A 17,086-nucleotide genomic window follows, 5' to 3' on the forward strand; every position below is an offset into this window, starting at 1 on the left:
ACAATCCCAGAGTGCCCGCCACGCACAATCGGGTACCAATTCTCGGCGGTCGACACTGCGCGATCAATACTGCTGTCCAACAACCGTTCCCAGTCGGGGAGATTCTGCGCGGTTTCAGGCGCCGGAAGCTACCATCCCCGCCATATGATGCCGACGGCAGAGCGCTCGGTACTGCATCGGCCCGTCGGCCGTATCGCCTACGGCGACCACCTCGCCGGACCGCACCATCACGCCGTCGACGATGCGAGCGTTCATGATGAGTAGCCGGCTATGCAGAGCGCGATCAGCGATAGGAGGTCGGATTCGGTGACGCCGTGCCGCGAGGAGAAGGCGATCAGGGTGGCGCCCTCGATCGGGCCGTTCCAGATCACCCAGGCAACGGCGACGCAGGCCAGCGCCAACGATGCGCGGCGCGATGGCCGGAGAAGCGCCCATAGCCCGGTCGCGAAGAGCAGATTGAGAAGGACAAGGGCGTGGAAGAAGTCGGGGGCGCGCACCCGCTAAATTGTGCCTTCTCCTGATCCGACGAGCCGATTCGACGTCGGTAAACACTGTGAATCACGTAAATGTCTCAAGTGATCGATAGTCTTGAGCGCGTCGCATAGTCGATACGCACGGGGAGATGTGGATGACGCGCAAGGCACGGTCATGGGTTCGCCGGGCAGCGGTGGCTGCGGCCATAACCGTCTGCACGGCCATCAGTGCGACCCCCGCAGACGCGCATGCTGCGGTGAGCGCCTTGACCATCGCGCAACCGGGCGGCACCGGAAAGTACGGCGCGGCTGCACTTACACGCTCAGCGCGCGCGCGGCCAACGACGATCCTGTGACATTCTCTGTGCGCCAACCGACGCGGCTGGCGAACGGAAAACTACTGCGGTTCACCTTCGATGTCGTACCGCACAGGCATGTCGCGATCTTCCATTGGAGCCCGGTTGTCGAAGGGCGCTTTGTTCTTGGTGCGCGACAAGGGGATTCGCGCTGGAAGCTGCGCGGGGCCGACGTCGGTCGGCGGTTGGATCTCGGTAGTTCGTGCTCGGGGATCTGAGCCGATCCCCGAGCCAAAGCGCGTCAGTGAGCGGCTTCGTACGCCTCGACGATCTCCTTGGGCAGACGGCCACGGGGACCGACCTCGTACCCTTCTTCGATTGCCCACTCCCGAATATCACTCGTCGACGCCGCCGACTTCGTCACGCCGGACGACTTCTTTGTGGTCACGCGAGGCGCCGTGGACTGCTTGCGGCCGCCGATTCTCGTAGAAGCCTCGAGGAGTTTGGCGACGGTGACACGGCCGTTCTCGACCTTGTCGAGATTCGCACTCGAAATATCGAGCTGATACTCGACGCCGAGCCAAGACCACAACACGGTATGGACGTCGTCGAGATCGATCTCCCGACCGTCCAGATCATCAACAAATGCGACTGAGCGGATGGTTGCCATGCGTTGAGGTTAACTGATGGGGTCCGCTGTACGGGGGACGGACACGGAATGCAGGCTCGGCGCGCGGATTTATGGCACGCGATTGAGTAACGTGAATATCGGATATTCGGGGCCGGGACTCGCTGGTGACAGCCCCAATTCGCACCCGCGATAGGTTTGAGTGTATGGACGCGCTATTCGTATGTACCGGCAACATCTGCCGATCGCCGATCGGTGAGCGCATCTGTCGGGATATCGCGGCAACGCGAGGCGTCAACCTCGGTGCGTCGAGCGCCGGTGTCGGAGCACTCAACGGTCAGCCGATGCATCCCTTCGCGGCCGAGGTCCTCAACGAGAATGGTGTCGACACAGCGGATTTCGAATCTCGCTATCTACACCCCAGGATATTGCAGCCCGCCGACCTCGTACTCTGCATGACGCGTGAACATCGCGCAGCAGGCCAGCGAATGCTACCCGTGCGATGGAAGCGGATGTTCACACTGATCGAATTCGTCGAATTGGTCTCGATCCTCAACGGAGACGCACAGCGAGAAGCCGACTCCGCGCCGAGTATCGAGACGATCATGGCGTCGCGCGGCCGTATCGACACCAACTCCGCGCACCTCGACATCCTCGACCCGATGGGGCGGCCGAAGACGGATTTCGAGCGCGTCTACCGGGAGGTCGAACCGCACGTTGCGGCAGTGGTCGAGTGGGCGATCCACACGCAGGATCAGTAGGCTCCGTCGCCTCGGGCAACCGTGACAATCGTGCGTAAGAGGATTCGCACGTCCTGCTCGATCGACCAATTCTCCACGTAATACACATCCAACTCGACACGCTGCTCATCGGTGGTGTCCGATCGGCCGGACACCTGCCACAATCCGGTCATACCCGGCTTCACGAGTTGGCGTCGTTCGACGAATCCCGGGAAGGTGTGTCCCTCGCCGTGGACGAGTGGCCGCGGTCCGACAAGGCTCATCTCGCCGAAGATCACGTTGAGTAGCTGCGGGAACTCATCAATGCTCGTCCGGCGGATGATTCGTCCGACGGCAGTGATGCGCGGGTCCTTTTGCATCTTGAAGAACTGGTCGTCGGGTATCGCGCCGTTGGCCCGCAAGTCGGCGAGCCGCTTGTCGGCGTCCTGGTACATCGAGCGGAACTTCCACATCCGGAAAGTCGCGCCTTCGCGGCCGATTCGCTCCGGACGGTAGAAGACCGGACCGCGATCAGAAACCTTGATCGCGATCGCGACGGCCAGCAGTAGCGGCGAAAGCACAAGCAGTCCCGCCGTTGCGACAGCGCGATCGAACAATGCCTTGCCCCATCCGGAGCGGCTGCTGTAGCCGGGCTCGTCGACGTGGATGAGAGGGACGTCTCCGATGGACTCCAGGGTGACCTTGGGGCGGGCCAGACCGACCAGCGACGGCGCTATCAGCAGACCGACGCCTGCTTCTGACAGGCCGAAACGCAAGGCACGCAGCCATTCCGTCTCGAGAGGAGTCGACGACGCGATGACGATGTACTCTGCGGCAGCATTCCGGGCGGCCCCGACGATGTATCCGGGGTCCTCGATCATGGTGGGGTCCTGGATCGTCGAGACGGGCGGATCGACGATGCCGACCGGTACGTATCCCAACGCTGGGTTCTTTGTCATCGTGTCGCGCATCTGTACTGCCGATTCCGGCGTTCCAACGATCAGCACGCGGGTCGAGGCGGCACCGTGGCGTCGCCTGCGTGAACCGATATACACCGTGCTGACCAGATGCGCGGACATGCAACCGACGAAGCCGCAGATGAATGCGATACCCAACGTCTGACGAGGTATCGGAACTCCGAGAACCAGCACCACGACGGCCACGATCGCCAGAAGCTTGCCGGTCGCGACGAAGACGCGAACGAACTCTTCGATGCCGCGCCCGAGTATCCGTTGGTTGGTCGAATCCTCGCGAGCCAGGAGAAGTACCCAGCACACCGCCATCCCGATGCCGAACACCACGCGCTCGGCCACCGACTTGGCGACAGGGACGTCGTTGCTTATCGCGACAGCGAATGCGATACCGCCGAAAACGCTGACGATCTCGGCAGTTCGGAGCACGCGCGCATGGAACCGGGTGGTGACGTTACGGCGTGCCGACGGGGATGGCTGTGGTTGCGATGCGTTGTGCGATCCGTTCTGCCAGACGGGTCGAGGAATTCCAGCTCGTAACGTCTGGAAAGAGCTGAGTGGTCGTGGCGATGCTGATTCTTGTGTCTGGTACATGGCCATCCGATCTGTGATGTGACTGGCCGACGAACGGGATCGGCTCTACGAAGGGGGCTCTGAAGACTGCGACCGCAACCACGTCGTCGTGGGTGATCCGATCCGGATACAGAGCGCACAGTTGAGTCGCCCAACGACCGGCAACCACTTCGGGATCTTCTTGAAAGAGTGGTGAATTCCGGTCGCAATACTTCATGGTGTAGACCAGCGAATGGTCTCCGTAGCGAGAAGTCCCCGACAACGCGGACATCTCGATGACGCCGTCGAACTCGGTGTCGCAACCGATCACCGGGCTCCAGTAGTGGCCATCTAGTGGCTTGCGGAGCAGGAATGCGGCGTTCACCACGCCCTGATACGCGTGTTCTGCTGGTGGCAGAGAGGGTCGGAGGTCGTCGTCTGCCAACTGGTGGAGCACGGGGATCGGAACAGTCGACACCGCGAAATCACTTGTGACGACGCGGTTGTCGAGTACCACCTCGACCCCGTCGACCCTGTTGTGCACGGCGGCAACGCGAGCCGATGTCTCGATGATGCCGCCACCGTCGCGGATGGCCTTGCTGAGTGCCTCCACGATTGATCGGTATCCGCCGCGCGGATAGCCGCGCACCGCCACGTTTTTCTCTCTACCGAGACGTTCATAGATGTAGCGAGCAGGAACGCGTGCAAACGAGTCACCGAACTTGGCGCCGAACATCGGTTGCAGCATTTTGGTCCAGATGGCGTCGCCGTAGAGCCCGGACAACCATGCCTGCGTGGTCATGTGGTCGAGGTCTTTGCCCCGACCGAGGTAGCGGAGCGCCACGGACACTGCTCCGAACCTGACTCGCTGGCTCGGTTTCAGCGCACTGAACCTGAGCAGGTCGATCGGCGTGTTGAAGGGATAGCGATCGCCCTCGACCACCATTCCCATTGTGGTGGAACGCCATTCGATCGACTCACGAAGACCGAGGTCGTCGAGGAGTTGTAGCAGGGCGTCGTCGCTCGGCATGATGCAGTGGTAGAAGCGTTCGATCAGATGACCGTCGATATGGCCCTCGACGCCAAGCCCGCCAAGCTGTGGTCCTTGTTCGAGCAGGACCACGGGAACGTTGCGCTGGGTCAGACGGTACGCGACAACCAAGCCGGCGATGCCTCCGCCGATGACGGTGACGCCGGCAGAATTCTGGGGACTCAATCTCGGGCCGCCAGAACCGGGGCAGGTGTCATTTGTTCGCGCAGAACGAGTTTCGCATACTGCCGCAGCGTCAACGCGAGCTTGAGCTTGGACGCACCCTGTTTCAGGTCGTACTGGAGCACCAAGGGAACCTCGACGACGCGGGGTTGGAGATGCCGGAGCTTCATCAGGAGCTCCACCATGCACGCGAAACCCTGTTCGGTGACAAGACTCTCGCCCCAGTACTCAGATGCGCGCCGGAGCAGTGAGACTCGGTAGGCGCGGTAACCACACGTGAAATCGTGGAGGTCTTCGATCGCGATCAACCTCGAGAAGACACCTGCTGCGCCTCGCGACAGCAGCCGTCGAAATGGAGGTGCCGTGGTGTCATCTCCCCCAGGGGTGAACCTGGAAGAGACGGCAAGATCGGCACCGTCGTCGATTGCGGCGATCATCGCAGCGAGTAACGCCGGGTCGTGCGTGTTGTCGGCATCCATGATCGCGATGATGTCGTCCGACGACGCGGCGTTGAGTGCGGCACGGATTCCGGTCTGGACCGCGCGTCCCAGGCCCTGGTTGACGCGGTGCTGAACCAGTTGGACGTCGAGTCCTTCGAGTCCACGTGACGCCACTGCCGCGGTACTATCGCTCGAACCGTCGTCAATCACCCACGCTTTCAAGTGAATTGGCAATTCGGTCCGACGGAGTCGCTCGAAGAGTGGCTGCAGAGAGTCTTCTTCGTTGAACGCCGGCAGTACCAGGTGCATTGTGCGTACGCGCGTCAGATGTCCGATGTCATGACCGGCCGAGACGCTAGTCGTGGAATCGCGCACACGTGTGTCATCCGACCGAACGACACCGGTCTGACCCGCGATTGAGTCAACGACCATATTCTTCCCCCCCAGGAACGATCCGACTCCCCCTGTCGGATAACGAATGGTGGATTCACACTAACACCACTCAGTCCGGATTGCCATGTTCGTGTAGACGAATGATCAACATGCGCCCGGCAATTTTTCGACTTGCGAACGAATTATGTGACGGGGTGCACACTCATCGAAAATGGGGCAGGAAGCTCGGTGTGTCCGTTCAGCAGTCGCGCGATTGCCTGTGCACTTCGGAAAGCTGCGAGACCGTCGCCGAATGGATTCGTGCGACTTCTCATGGCGGAGCGCGCCTCTGGGTCGTCCAATAGTCGTCGCGCGGTTGTGAGGATTATGTTGCGATCGGTGCCGACTGAAATTGCACAGCCGTACTCAATTGCCTCGATTCGCTCTGTGACGTCACGCGCAACGAGGACGGGCACCCCGAAGGTTGGCGCCTCCTCTTGGATGCCGCCCGAGTCGGAGATGATGAGAGTCGAGGCTTTCATCACACCTACGAGCTCTTCGTAGGGGAGTGGATCGGTGAGAGTCACCCGGTCATGCTCCCCGAGGCGCAGGTGGACCTGTTGTCGGACAGCAGGATTGGGGTGCGTGGGGCACAGCACGTGCAGTGTCGGATACTCCGCCAGGAGCTGCGCCACTGCGTCGAGTACCTGCTCGAGGGGATCTCCCCACGACTCACGGCGATGCATTGTCAACAGGATCAGTGGTGTCGGCAGGGCGGTGGTCTGCGGAAGGCTGGCAGCGATGCGCAGCACAGCGTCGATTACTGTGTTTCCGGTCACGTACACGCGATCTGCGGGAATTCCGTCGCCGATGAGATTGCGTTCCGCGCGTGAAGTCGGCGCGAGATGGAAGTCGGCGATCTGCCCGATCAGCTTGCGGTTTGCCTCTTCGGGAAACGGCGAGTGAAGGTCGTGCGAGCGCAATCCCGCTTCGAGATGTACCACGGGAATCTTTGCCCAGAATGCGGCCAGTGCGCCAGCCAGTGCGGTTGTCGTGTCCCCCTGAACGACGACAGCGTCAGGGTGCTTGGTGGACCACAAGCTGGAAAGGTTGGCGATTAGAGCTGATATCAGCGTTGGCAAGCCGCCGTCGCCGCGATCGAGTTCCAACGTCAGATCGGGTGCGATTCCGAAGACGCGCAATGAATCTCTGACCATTGTCGGGTGCTGTCCGCTCGCCACCAGCTGCGCGTCGAACCCTAGTTTGCCGAGCTCACGATAGAGCGGTGCAAGCTTGATGGCTTCTGGGCGAGTTCCGGCAACTAGGTGAACGGTCTGCACCCGCGATAGACTACTCACATTCCCGAGTGTGGGATACTTAATGGGGCGGATTCGAGTTGACGTGAAAATCGACTATTTCTATCTCGCTGCAGCGGTGGGGACCTATGCGGTGGGGTTGGTGTGTCAGAGCGTGGGTGCCAAGCGGCAGCCACAGCTCGGCGTGCGCTTTCAGGCGTTGGCCAGGCTGGCGGGAGATCCGCTGTATATCGTCGGATTTCTCTGTCAGACAGCGGGTTTCGTGCTCGCTTTTCTCGCCCGCGCGAATCTTCCGATCTACTTGGTGCAAGGCGCGGTGTGCGCGTCCGTGGCGCTTGCTGCATTCATTGGCTACGCAGTTCTCGGACGGCAGACCTCGACGAGTGAACTCGCGGTATTCGTCGCCATGGCGGGTGCTGTCGCGATGCTGCTCGCTGCGTCGCGTCCATCGAATGCGTATGACATCAGTGGGGGTGCACTCCTGGGCTTTGCGATTCTGACGGTCGTGGTGACGGGGGCAACGTTCGCCGCGTCACGGTGCGCTGGGGCCGTACCGCTCGCGTGTCTGGCGGGAGTCAGTTTTGCGGTACTCGCGGTGGCGGGCCGACCGGTTGCGTCGCACATCGGCGTTGGGCTTGTCGGTGATCCATTGGCGTGGATAGTGCTCGCCACCGCGGTGGTCGGGCAGGTGCAGATGGCGCTTGCGCTCGCGCGCGGGTCGACGACGGTAGTCGGGTCGGTGATGGATTCGACGACGCTGGTGGTGGGGTCGGTCGTCGGGCTGCTGCTCCTCGGTGACCGCATCGCTGAGGGACGGGCGCTGTGGGTGATCGTTGGCGTCCTGATCTCCGTCGGCGGAGTTGCCGCGATGGCGGGGATCGATTCGCGGCGGCGTCGCGCGGCAGAGTCGTCGAAGATCGGCCGCACTGACGCGGTCGAGATCTACATGGCAGAGGGGTGAGATGAACTCGTCGACAATTGCGAGTGTGTCGGTCGATCTGGACAACGTCTGGTCGTACCTGAAGACACACGGGGACCCCGAGTGGGAGGCCCGTCCCAGCTACCTGCCGGTGGCAGTGCCGCGGATCGTCGAACTGTTCGGTGAACTCGACCAGCGCACAACGGTCTTCGTCATCGGTGCTGACGCCGTGCGTGATGACGGTGCCGATGCGGTCTCCGTGTTCAGCGGACTCGGCCACGAAATCGGTAATCATTCATTCGAACACGAGCCGTGGTTGCAGAGATACGACGCCGCGCAGCTCGCTTCGGAGGTCGACAGAACTCATGAGGCGATCGTGGCCGCTGGTGCGCCTGCGCCAGTAGGTTTTCGGGCACCTGGTTACAGCCACACGCCAGAGTTGTTCAGACTTCTCATCGAGCGTGGCTACCGCTACGACGCGAGCGTGTTGCCCACCTGGATCGGTCCGCTCGCTCGTTATCAGCACTTCCGCGGCGCCGAGCTGACAGATGAACAACGGGAAGACCGGGCGGACCTGTTCGGCGGATTCGGGCAGGTGCGACGGAGTCTCCACCCGCATCGGATGTCGACGTCGAGCGGCGATCTCGTGGAACTGCCCGTGACAACGCTTCCGCTTGCGCGGGTTCCGGTGCACGGGTCGTACCTCGTTCAGCTGTATTCGATCTCTCCGCGTCTGGCCCGGGGGTACTTTCTCGCTGCGGTCCGGATGTGTCGCCTGCGCGGAGTGGGCATGTCGATGTTGATTCATCCCACCGACCTGCTCGACGGGCGGGACGTGGCAGAGATGGCGTTCTTCCCTGGGATGGGTATTCGCGCTGAAGAGAAGAACGCATTCATGGCGTGGGTCATCCGTACGATGCAGGCCAACTTCGATGTCGTGGGTACAGGCGATCACGTCGACGCGATGTCGGCCCCGGGAGTGTCGATGCCTGCCGTGGAGGTCGGGTGACCATGCGTAGTTTGAACGCCGGCGCCGGCAGCGTCCACAGGGACGACGGCCCCTCGGCCCGTGCGCAACACCGCCCACAGCCCAGCGATCACGAGGACGGTCCCGGCGACCAGCAGCACGCGCATCAGCCAGATGGAAAAGTTCTCGACGCCGAAGGCTTGGCCCAGCTGATCGACCGCGTAGTAGTGCGATATACCTGCTCCGATGAACAGGAGTACCAAGCCGGGCGCGAGGCGCCTGCGGACTCGGCTATCACGGGCTACTTCGAATGCGCCGAGGACGATCGGCGGAATGAGCCACGCGGCATCGTAACTGAGGTGGTAAAGGGTCAAGGTGATCAACGACAGCCCGAGCAGGACGGCAATCCACTCAAACCGGAACGGCGTTCGTCGCACCACGACGTAGGCGGCGACGACGCCGGCGACTGCGACCGCAACCGTAGTGAGGGTGGATACGCCGAATCCAGCGTGCTGCAGGCTCCCGACGATATCGATGCGCTCGTCGAGCCAGTCCGTTGTTCTTCTGGTGGACGATTCGCTGATGTTGCCGACCAGACTGCTGAACCAGCCTGGGACACCCGAGATTCCGCCGGCCATCACCGGTGTCGCGGCGAGGGAGACGAGTGTGGCGAATCCGACGCCGATCAACGCTCGGCGCCACGCCCCACGGGCGAGAAGGACAACCACTACGGCGAGTCCGATATGCGGCTTCATGCAGCAGACTGCGACGAGTATCACACCAATGTACTTGTTACGCACCATAATTGCGGGAACGGCGAGCAAGACGTACACAATGCTCGGCTGACCGAGGTAGTAGGCAAGGGTCACCGGGCGGCACAACAGCAGGAGAATCGCTCCCCACGTTGCCGCCACCGCGCGCTTGATGGCACCCTCGCGTCCAGCTGGAATCAGTGCTGCGGGGGTGAGTTCAGCGGCACGCAATCCGAGCCAGCAGCCCGTAGCGACGATGACGGCCATGGCGACGACTGTCTCGAGCAGGCCAGCTGCTCGCCAGTCCATCCATCCAAGCGGGGCCCACAGGACGAGATGGCCGGGCGCATACGTCGGGTAATCCAGAGAGTTGGGGAAATGTTGCAGGTACGTCTCAGTGTCGTAGGGATTGTTCCCCGTGATGAACCAGGTCACCGGGCGCCACGTCGCGTCGCGAAAATCGACGAGCGACAGGTGGCACAGGTGCGCACCGCATTCGACGGCTTCGTCAGCGCGGATCCGGTCGGCCAGGGTTTTCCGCGCGAGCGCGAATGCGAGGGCGATCGCCACGGCCAGGGAGGCGCCGAGAGTAGGAAGCTCCCAGCGGTTGGCGAACCTAGGACTCAGCGGCATCGGGTCACCTCCGTCCGATCAGGGCGCAGAACTGCCTGCTCACTTTACACAGAGAATGTGCAGAAGCGATTGTCGGGCGGCTCGCGATGACGGTCACCGAGAATTCAACTGTCGAGGTCAGGCGAAGTTTTAGCCTTCGTTTCGTGGCTGCGGGTATGGGTTTGCTGTGCACCTTCGCGATGACGATTGTCGCGTATCGGGCACTTGATTTGAGACAGGCCGCTGTCTTCTTCGCAATTCTGGCGGCATTGTCGATCGGCCCGATGGTAGGTCGACTCGGCTTGGGACCGAACGTGATACGGCTGCTACCGACGGCAAAGACTAGCGCAGAGGCGAGGCGTATCGCCTCCGTCCACCTCCGCGCGACACTCGTACTCTCGGTGATCAGTGCGCCATTCATCGGTCTCATTGCGACGTGGGCTATGCGGGGCGAAAGGCAGTACTGGCCCGTACTGATCCTGACCGTCGTCGTGGTCATCGTCGAGTCGATGCGGCTCACGCTCAGTGATATATTCGCCGCCCACGGTCGAGTAGGAATGGCCGTGTTGACCACGCACCATGTCCGCAGCACGATCGTGCTTCCGGCGGTCGCTCTACTTCTTTTCGCATTCGACAAATCGTCGTTGACGGAAGTTCTCGCGGTGTACACCGCGGTGGCCGTGATGCAGTTGGCGGCCGCGCTGATCGTCGGCCGTGCTCAAGTGTCGTTGATCAGCGAAGGACAATTGCGCACCTTGCGGGATCCGATACGGAACGGCGCCAAGCTCTTCGTCCTCGACCTCTCTGCGTTCGTGTGTCTTCCGGCAACCATCTGGCTGGCCAACTTCGTGTTCACGCCCCACGACGCCGCCACCTATGCCGCTGCTGCAACGTTGGCGCTGCAGGTCACGATCCTGGAGAGTCTCGCATCGCTCGCCGTGACCCCCGTCGTCGCGCGGGAATGGGTTGCGGGGAACCGGGAACGCGTGGTGTCTGTGCTCGCGGCAGTGGCAACGCTGGGGACGCTCGTGACACTTCTGATCATCGCTGTGCTGGCAGTGTTGGGGGAGACCATGGTCTCGTGGGCCTACGGCCCGTCGATGTCGGCTGCGGGTCCGCTACTCCTTGTCCTGGCGGCGGGCGGCATCGCGAAAACTGCGCTGGGTGGAAACATCACGATGCTGGTCATCAGCGACAACATCGATCGGGCGGCTTGGGCCGCGTTTGCTGTTCTGGTGTGTGCGGTGCCTGCAGGCATCTTGGCGGCGGTCGAGGGCGGACCGATGGCGTTGGCGATCGTATCGGCGTGTGCGGTGACGTTGACCGCGGTAGTCCAATGGCTCAGTGCCCGTAGGGTTCTCGAAGGCACACCACGACCGAGTTTCGCTGTGCGGTCGTCATTGTCGACGTTCCGCTGATGGGTTTCGACGTGTCGTCAGTGAATTGACGGTGTGATCGCTTCGAGCACACGCTCGGCGGACAGCCGCCACGAGAATCTGCGCGCGTTATCGTGTCCCATGCGAATCAGCTTGGTGCGCAACCCGGTGTCTTCGGACACGCGGCGTACGGCGTCGATCATCGCCTGAGCATCACCCGGAGCGAAGAACACTGCTGCCTCGCCCGCAACCTCGGGGATCGACGCCGCATCACTACACACAACCGGGCAGCCCGACACCTGCGCCTCGACAACCGGCAGTCCGAAGCCCTCGTACCGCGACGGGAAGACCAACGCGCGGCAATGTCGATACAGGTATGCGAGCTCGGCATCATCCAGGCGTCCGGCGACGGTTGCGCCAGCGGCAAGTGGCGAAGCATCGCTGAACACTTGAGGATTGCCCGACGCTCCCACGACAATGACCGGAAAACCCTCGGACACCAGCGCGTTGACGGGCTCGGGAAGATTCTTGTGCTGGGCGAGGGTGCCGACTACGACGACGGATTTCGCGATGTCGACTGTGTCACCGAGGTCGGGTGCGTGCTCGTCGACCGCGTCGAAACCGTCTGCCGCACAGTGTGCAACATCGAATCGTTCAGCGGGAACATGCAGGAAATCGGCGAGTTCGCCAGCGCTGAACCGGGATACGGTGACGAGGTGTGCTGCCGTCCGCGACAGCAGGAAATACATCACGGCGTAGAAGGCGACAAACGACCGTCGGAAAGTCGACGAAAACCGGAACGGGGTTGCGTCATGCATCGTGACCAGCTGTTTGCGCTTGAGCAGCGGTGCAGGTCCGGCAAAATTGAGAAGAAGCGCACCACGGGTGGTCAGTGGCAGGTCAAGCTGCTCGAAGGCGACGCCGCTCCAGCGCGAACGATGCACCCGCGCACCACTGTCGACCAGCCACTCCGGCATCTCGGCGTCTGCGGGAACGTCGACGACGAACCGGCGTTCCGGTGCAAGTGTCAAGAGCGCGCGTACCATCTCGTTGGCGTAACGCTGGGTGCCCGTCATCGATTGCGCGAGCCACTTGCCATTGATGTGTATCTCGCTCATATGACCTTCTGGAAGAACCGATCGTAGAGTCGTCCGAGCGCTGCGCGTTGCGCGTCGTCGGTGTTGTCGGCGAGTGCGCGTTGGGTCGACTCGGTTGTGGCAGCGTAGGTTTCGGGATCAGCGAGAGCTTTGAGTAGAGGCTCGAGCTGCGAGGGATGGTCGATCGTCATCGGCATGCGGAAACCGTGCACGTACGGCTGTGCGCGTGCGATCACCGGAAGGCCGGCCGTCGCGGCCTCGAGGATGGAGATCGGAAAGCCCTCCCACTGGGCTGTGTGGAGGTAGACATCAGCCGCAGCAAGTGTCTTCAATGCCTGTTCACGACTCAGCCAACCCGTGACATCGACGCCCGCGCTACGTAGGAGCCGGGCGCTCTCTTCGTCGCCGCCGCCGATCCACACGGCCTCGAAGTCGGTGCCGGAGCGACGCGCAGATGCGACACACTCGGCAAAGAAGTGCGCGTCCTTCTGCGGCCCCAATCGCCCGTTGCCGGCGATTCGCAATCGTGTTGACGCCGTCCGCTGATGTTGGGGTATGTGTGAGGGGGTCACGTTGGGCACCAGGACAGTCCTGGGATTCGATACGGGCCACTCCGAGAGCTCCCGTTCGCGCGGGGAACATGCGCCGATTGCAGAAGTGTTGAACGATAGCAGCCACTCTGCGAACCGAAATCCGGTTCGGATCACGCCGGGTACGTCGCGCCGTTCGAACGCGTAGCAATGCGGCGTATACACGATGGGGGTGCGCTGTGAGTTTCGCAGCGCCAATCGAACGTATACCCCGGCCTTGCTCGAGTGTGCATGAATAACAGCCGGGCCCTTGTCCCGCACGGTGCCGTTGAGGAACCGGATCCTGTTCGCGGTTCCTTCCGGAAGTTCGATCGTCGAAGCGAACTGGCCCAACGACTCAACATCCACCGTTGCCTCGGCACGTGTGGCGTAGACGAGGTGGTGCTCGACGTCGGGATAGTTGCGCACGTAGTCGCCGATTGCGGCTGCGGTCCCGCTCGCGAAGGACTCCGTGACGTGGATGAGTTGACGGCCAGTTGTGTGACTGGTCATTTCACCTCGAGTGGGATTTGATTGCGAGACCACCGCGATGTGGTACTGATCTGGCGTGGCACGTTGGTGACGAAGGGTTGAACCGAACTATCGACCAGAGCAATCTGTGTGAATGAGATATTGCTGATCGGTGCGCCCCCGTCGGCGAGCACCGCGACGTCGCGGCCTGCCTTCGCCGGGGTTGACTTGATGGTTACGTCGGCTATCCGGACTGAGTCGATGCCGTGACCGCGGTTTCCGGCGTAGACCAATATCGCACCCTGAACGGCGGTGCCGACGTTGGCAGACGTTATCGTGCCGCTCGCCACCGAAACCTGCCACACCGAATGGGTATAGAACGGATTGCCCTCGCTGGCGATGTACAGGCCTGCCGCAGCGGTATTGGAGACGTTCAAACCGTTGATGCTAATGCGAATGCCTCCGACGACGCTGATTCCGCGACCCCACCGGTTTCCGTTCACAGTGATGTTCGTTTCCTTGATATCGGAGCACAGTCCGCCATTGGCGTAGCTCACGACGGCCACACCGTCGTCGCCGGTACCGGACGTCGTCACGTTGCTCACCGAGCCACCGCTCGCCCCGTTGGTGATGTGAACGCCATCGGCAAGGGTGTTCGAGACATTCACGCGATCGATGGTGAAGTTCTTCGCACCGTCGACGAAGAGGCCGGCAGCGGCCGAGCCGTTGATCGTCACATCGCGGACGGTGTCGTTCTGTCCGCTGATCACCAATTTGTGCTGATCCAGGCCGGTCTGCCGCTGTCCGCGAGTTGCCCCGTTGAAAGTGATACCCGAGATGCTCACCCCATTGGCACTCACCTGTACAGATGAACTCAAGTCGTTCGTCGCGGCGAGCACCGTGTTATCACCTGTGATGGTGACGTTCGGTACCCGGATCTTGAGAGCTCCGGAATGGCGGTAGGTACCGCCGTCCAATCGGAGAGTCGACCCGGGTGTCAGGGCGTCGAACTTCTTCTGTAGAACCTGGGTCCGGTCAGCGTTCACTGGCGCGGTCGCGGCCGAACCGCACCCCGAGATCAGCAGAAGGATCGACAGCGATACCAACCCGATCACGGTCACGTGGCGCTTGCTCATGCCGTGATCTCAACGTCGCGCGGAACAGTGAGATCACTGCGATGAGCGGAACAGTCCGACGGTGTCGACATTCCCGGCGTTTTCAATCGTGTCGCGAGGAACGCGATGAGAAGCAAACCCAGCCAGGCTGGAGCCGCTCGGCCCTGCGCCCAGTATAGATAGCGGGGCATTTCGAGTAATCCTGTGAACATCACCGGGTACATGAGGAGGCCAATCAGAGATCCGTTGACGAATGCGCGATACGTTACGCCGACAATGATGCCAGCAAGCGCAAAATAGACAAGTCCGCCGAAAGGTCCGTAATCGGTGAATGGTCCGGTATACCCGCTCGGATTGTTGAACTCCGGATTGGCATGTTGGGTCAGCAGTGGCGTGTAGTCGGACGGGCCGAGAGGGAAGGCGCTCCGGTGCGGGGGCAGAGTGCTGTAAACGTGCTCAATTCCCGGAGCCGTCCACACGACTTCGAGTGTGTCGTAGGGGACTCGCCCTGGCCACCGCATGTTCTGGTAGATGATCTGGCCATTGTTGATCGCCGTCGCGTAGTAGCCCGCGAGCCGATCCGCCGCGAACTGGATGAAGCTGTTGGAAGTGCGGGTTCGATAAAACGACCATGAACGGAAATACTCGAACAATCCGAAGACGAGAAGCAGGAGCGGCAGGGACGTGAGCGGAATCCACTGTGCGATGGTATTTCCGCGTCGGTGTCGGTTGCCCATCCGTGCACTACCGATGACAGCCAGTGGAACAACGAGTTCCAGTACGGCGAGTCTCTCCGAGAAGACGTAGGCACGCCCGATTGCCAGCAGCATCACGGAAGCGATGATTGCGATCTGTTTCTTGTTCTTCCCCTGCGTCAGGACGAGCGCAGCGACGACGACAGTGGGTACGCCGAACTGTGTGAGAGTGGTGACTCCCGCGATCGTCCCGATCGCGTCTTTTGCCGACGTACCGTCTGCCGCCGTCGCGCTGAGCAATTCGGACGGTGTGATGCCTGATTTGGCGATCAGATATCCGAACCCGACGTAGCCCAACACTGTCAATCCGAACATCACCGAACTCGCGCGGACCAACAGGGTTCGTGTATCCGAACTCAGGGGAGGCCAGCCTCCGCCCGCGACGGGGCGACGCCGCACCAGCAGCATCCCGATCAGTGCGGCGAGGGCCAACACCAGCACACCGGACCCGAACATCGCGACCGTCTCGTTGTCGAGAGTCCGTGGGGATCGCCAGAGCGTGCGGAACTCCTCGTCGCTGATGAAGGTGGTCGGTATCAAGGACAGCGAACCCACCACCAGGGCGATGGCAATCGGCGATATCCACCAGACTGCCCGTGGAGTGCGTGCTTTCACCGGTCTCTGCCGAAGTAGCCGACGAGTTCGCCACGGAGGTACGCGACGTCGGCCCGAGCGTGGATTCGGTTACCGCGAATGTCGCGCACGACGCTGCCGACGATCTTGCGGGCACCGTGGTAACCGAACTGCGCGACCGACAGCCGGTGGCGACGCCACAGGTGACCATTCCCTACGCCGTACTTGAACATCTTGTCGACGAACGCTTCCGTGATCGCGTGACGGTCGTCGTCTTGAAGAATGTGGATCGACGGATCGTAGGAGAGTGTGTGCCCAGCTGCGATGAGCCGAAGGACCAGGTCCGACTCTTCGCCCGCGCCGCGAAGTCCGGGTGAACCGACTCCGATGCTCTCGTCGAATGGGGCGCGCGAAGGCAGCGTCGCCGTGCGGAGGAAAATCGTGCTCGCGATACTTGTGCGTGGAAAATTCAGTCGCGACACGGTCGTTGGTCGTCGCAACCAGCGTTGCATTGACGGCCGCCCATCGGCGGTGACCTGCATACCACTTACTCCGGCAAGTTCAGTGTCGGTCTCGAGGAGCCGCGTCGCCGCTTCCAGCGTGTCCGGTCTGTACCAGCAGTTGTCGTCCGGATAGGCCACGATCGGCGCGGTGACCAATCGCGTACCCGCGTTGCGCCCGGTCGAGGCGCCGCGTCCACTCCGAGTGGCTTTGACGGGGCCGGGCAGCTCTGCTGACGTCACCAGGGCCGCACACTGCTGGTCGTCGCTTTGATCGACGACGATGAACTCGACGTGTTCTGCAATCGATGAAGCGGCGACCGAATCGAGTAGTCGACGGAACTCACTGGGTCGACCGATGGTGGTGCATACGAGTGAAATTCGAGGTGAGGTCATTGCG

The 17,086-nt window shown here is 61.9% G+C and carries 17 protein-coding genes; 5 read left to right on the forward strand and 12 right to left on the reverse strand.

Annotated elements, in window-relative coordinates; genetic code table 11:
* Positions 1-251: 251 nt before the first annotated feature.
* A complete protein-coding gene (locus GOSPT_RS20405; protein WP_005208552.1) occupies positions 252-497 on the reverse strand; it encodes a hypothetical protein in 246 nt (81 codons plus the stop codon).
* A 131-nt stretch (positions 498-628) separates the two neighbouring features.
* On the opposite strand from GOSPT_RS20405, the gene GOSPT_RS24415 reads away from it, so the two are divergent.
* The gene (locus GOSPT_RS24415; protein ID WP_005208554.1) at positions 629-829 is read left to right on the forward strand and encodes a hypothetical protein; all 201 of its coding nucleotides are present in this window, start codon (positions 629-631) and stop codon (positions 827-829) included.
* A 241-nt stretch (positions 830-1,070) separates the two neighbouring features.
* On the opposite strand, the gene GOSPT_RS20410 is transcribed toward GOSPT_RS24415, so the two are convergent.
* Positions 1,071-1,439 carry a histone-like nucleoid-structuring protein Lsr2 gene (locus tag GOSPT_RS20410; protein WP_005208556.1) on the reverse strand — a complete coding sequence of 123 codons (369 nt, stop codon included), beginning with the start codon at positions 1,437-1,439 and terminating at the stop codon, positions 1,071-1,073.
* A gap of 164 nt (positions 1,440-1,603) precedes the next feature.
* Here GOSPT_RS20410 and GOSPT_RS20415 point away from each other — a divergent pair, with 164 nt between their 5' ends.
* Positions 1,604-2,158 carry an arsenate reductase/protein-tyrosine-phosphatase family protein gene (locus GOSPT_RS20415; RefSeq protein WP_005208557.1) on the forward strand — a complete coding sequence of 185 codons (555 nt, stop codon included), beginning with the start codon at positions 1,604-1,606 and terminating at the stop codon, positions 2,156-2,158.
* On the opposite strand, the gene GOSPT_RS20420 is transcribed toward GOSPT_RS20415, so the two are convergent.
* The 4 genes from GOSPT_RS20420 to wecB all read right to left on the reverse strand — a co-directional run bounded on the left by GOSPT_RS20420 (position 2,152) and on the right by wecB (position 7,022).
* Complete coding sequence (locus GOSPT_RS20420; protein ID WP_005208559.1) at positions 2,152-3,516, reverse strand: sugar transferase; 1,365 nt, start codon at positions 3,514-3,516, stop codon at positions 2,152-2,154. The genes GOSPT_RS20415 and GOSPT_RS20420 overlap by 7 nt on opposite strands.
* Before the next feature lie 25 nt (positions 3,517-3,541).
* Entirely contained in the window at positions 3,542-4,855 is a 1,314-nt protein-coding gene (locus tag GOSPT_RS20425) for an FAD-dependent oxidoreductase (protein WP_005208561.1), read from the reverse strand.
* On the reverse strand, positions 4,852-5,724 hold the full coding sequence (locus GOSPT_RS20430) for a glycosyltransferase (RefSeq protein WP_005208563.1): 873 nt from the start codon (positions 5,722-5,724) through the stop codon (positions 4,852-4,854). The genes GOSPT_RS20425 and GOSPT_RS20430 overlap by 4 nt, the downstream gene beginning before the upstream one ends.
* 143 nt (positions 5,725-5,867) lie before the next feature.
* Entirely contained in the window at positions 5,868-7,022 is a 1,155-nt protein-coding gene (gene wecB / locus GOSPT_RS20435; protein ID WP_231894905.1) for a non-hydrolyzing UDP-N-acetylglucosamine 2-epimerase, read from the reverse strand.
* A 43-nt stretch (positions 7,023-7,065) separates the two neighbouring features.
* On the opposite strand from wecB, the gene GOSPT_RS20440 reads away from it, so the two are divergent.
* Both GOSPT_RS20440 and GOSPT_RS20445 read left to right on the forward strand, forming a co-directional pair.
* Entirely contained in the window at positions 7,066-7,941 is an 876-nt protein-coding gene (locus tag GOSPT_RS20440; protein ID WP_005208566.1) for a hypothetical protein, read from the forward strand.
* Between the two features lie 25 nt (positions 7,942-7,966).
* Positions 7,967-8,908, forward strand: coding sequence for a polysaccharide deacetylase family protein (locus tag GOSPT_RS20445; protein WP_231894906.1), 942 nt, complete (start codon positions 7,967-7,969; stop codon positions 8,906-8,908).
* Here GOSPT_RS20445 and GOSPT_RS20450 read toward each other — a convergent pair.
* A complete protein-coding gene (locus GOSPT_RS20450) occupies positions 8,851-10,251 on the reverse strand; it encodes a glycosyltransferase family 87 protein (RefSeq protein ID WP_005208569.1) in 1,401 nt (466 codons plus the stop codon). The genes GOSPT_RS20445 and GOSPT_RS20450 overlap by 58 nt on opposite strands.
* A 422-nt stretch (positions 10,252-10,673) precedes the next feature.
* On the opposite strand from GOSPT_RS20450, the gene GOSPT_RS20455 reads away from it, so the two are divergent.
* Positions 10,674-11,648: a lipopolysaccharide biosynthesis protein gene (locus GOSPT_RS20455; protein WP_168431212.1), complete on the forward strand. Its 975-nt coding sequence runs from the start codon at positions 10,674-10,676 to the stop codon at positions 11,646-11,648.
* 17 nt (positions 11,649-11,665) lie between these two features.
* On the opposite strand, the gene GOSPT_RS20460 is transcribed toward GOSPT_RS20455, so the two are convergent.
* The 5 genes from GOSPT_RS20460 to GOSPT_RS20480 are packed head-to-tail and all read right to left on the reverse strand — an operon-like array spanning position 11,666 to position 17,082.
* The gene (locus tag GOSPT_RS20460) at positions 11,666-12,724 is read right to left on the reverse strand and encodes a glycosyltransferase family 4 protein (RefSeq protein WP_005208572.1); all 1,059 of its coding nucleotides are present in this window, start codon (positions 12,722-12,724) and stop codon (positions 11,666-11,668) included.
* Entirely contained in the window at positions 12,721-13,785 is a 1,065-nt protein-coding gene (locus tag GOSPT_RS20465; protein WP_005208575.1) for a glycosyltransferase, read from the reverse strand. Before GOSPT_RS20465 ends, GOSPT_RS20460 begins: the two co-directional genes overlap by 4 nt.
* Entirely contained in the window at positions 13,782-14,879 is a 1,098-nt protein-coding gene (locus GOSPT_RS20470) for a right-handed parallel beta-helix repeat-containing protein (protein ID WP_005208576.1), read from the reverse strand. The genes GOSPT_RS20465 and GOSPT_RS20470 overlap by 4 nt, the downstream gene beginning before the upstream one ends.
* A complete protein-coding gene (locus tag GOSPT_RS20475; protein ID WP_005208578.1) occupies positions 14,876-16,228 on the reverse strand; it encodes an O-antigen polymerase in 1,353 nt (450 codons plus the stop codon). The genes GOSPT_RS20470 and GOSPT_RS20475 overlap by 4 nt, the downstream gene beginning before the upstream one ends.
* The gene (locus tag GOSPT_RS20480; protein WP_064861447.1) at positions 16,225-17,082 is read right to left on the reverse strand and encodes a glycosyltransferase family 2 protein; all 858 of its coding nucleotides are present in this window, start codon (positions 17,080-17,082) and stop codon (positions 16,225-16,227) included. Before GOSPT_RS20480 ends, GOSPT_RS20475 begins: the two co-directional genes overlap by 4 nt.
* Between the last annotated feature and the right edge of the window lie 4 nt (positions 17,083-17,086).

The sequence above is a fragment of the Gordonia sputi NBRC 100414 genome (assembly GCF_000248055.1).
Taxonomy (GTDB): Bacteria; Actinomycetota; Actinomycetes; order Mycobacteriales; family Mycobacteriaceae; genus Gordonia; species Gordonia sputi.

What these genes read in the sequence shown, in the direction of transcription:
- GOSPT_RS20470 (WP_005208576.1), bottom strand. Translation starts at nt 14,879, where the DNA reads ATGAGCAAGCGCCACGTGACCGTGATCGGGTTGGTATCGCTGTCGATC.
- GOSPT_RS20450 (WP_005208569.1), bottom strand. Translation starts at nt 10,251, where the DNA reads ATGCCGCTGAGTCCTAGGTTCGCCAACCGCTGGGAGCTTCCTACTCTC.
- GOSPT_RS20455 (WP_168431212.1), top strand. Translation starts at nt 10,674, where the DNA reads ATGCGGGGCGAAAGGCAGTACTGGCCCGTACTGATCCTGACCGTCGTC.
- GOSPT_RS24415 (WP_005208554.1), top strand. Translation starts at nt 629, where the DNA reads ATGACGCGCAAGGCACGGTCATGGGTTCGCCGGGCAGCGGTGGCTGCG.
- GOSPT_RS20410 (WP_005208556.1), bottom strand. Translation starts at nt 1,439, where the DNA reads ATGGCAACCATCCGCTCAGTCGCATTTGTTGATGATCTGGACGGTCGG.
- GOSPT_RS20415 (WP_005208557.1), top strand. Translation starts at nt 1,604, where the DNA reads ATGGACGCGCTATTCGTATGTACCGGCAACATCTGCCGATCGCCGATC.
- GOSPT_RS20480 (WP_064861447.1), bottom strand. Translation starts at nt 17,082, where the DNA reads ATGACCTCACCTCGAATTTCACTCGTATGCACCACCATCGGTCGACCC.
- GOSPT_RS20430 (WP_005208563.1), bottom strand. Translation starts at nt 5,724, where the DNA reads ATGGTCGTTGACTCAATCGCGGGTCAGACCGGTGTCGTTCGGTCGGAT.
- GOSPT_RS20460 (WP_005208572.1), bottom strand. Translation starts at nt 12,724, where the DNA reads ATGAGCGAGATACACATCAATGGCAAGTGGCTCGCGCAATCGATGACG.
- GOSPT_RS20465 (WP_005208575.1), bottom strand. Translation starts at nt 13,785, where the DNA reads ATGACCAGTCACACAACTGGCCGTCAACTCATCCACGTCACGGAGTCC.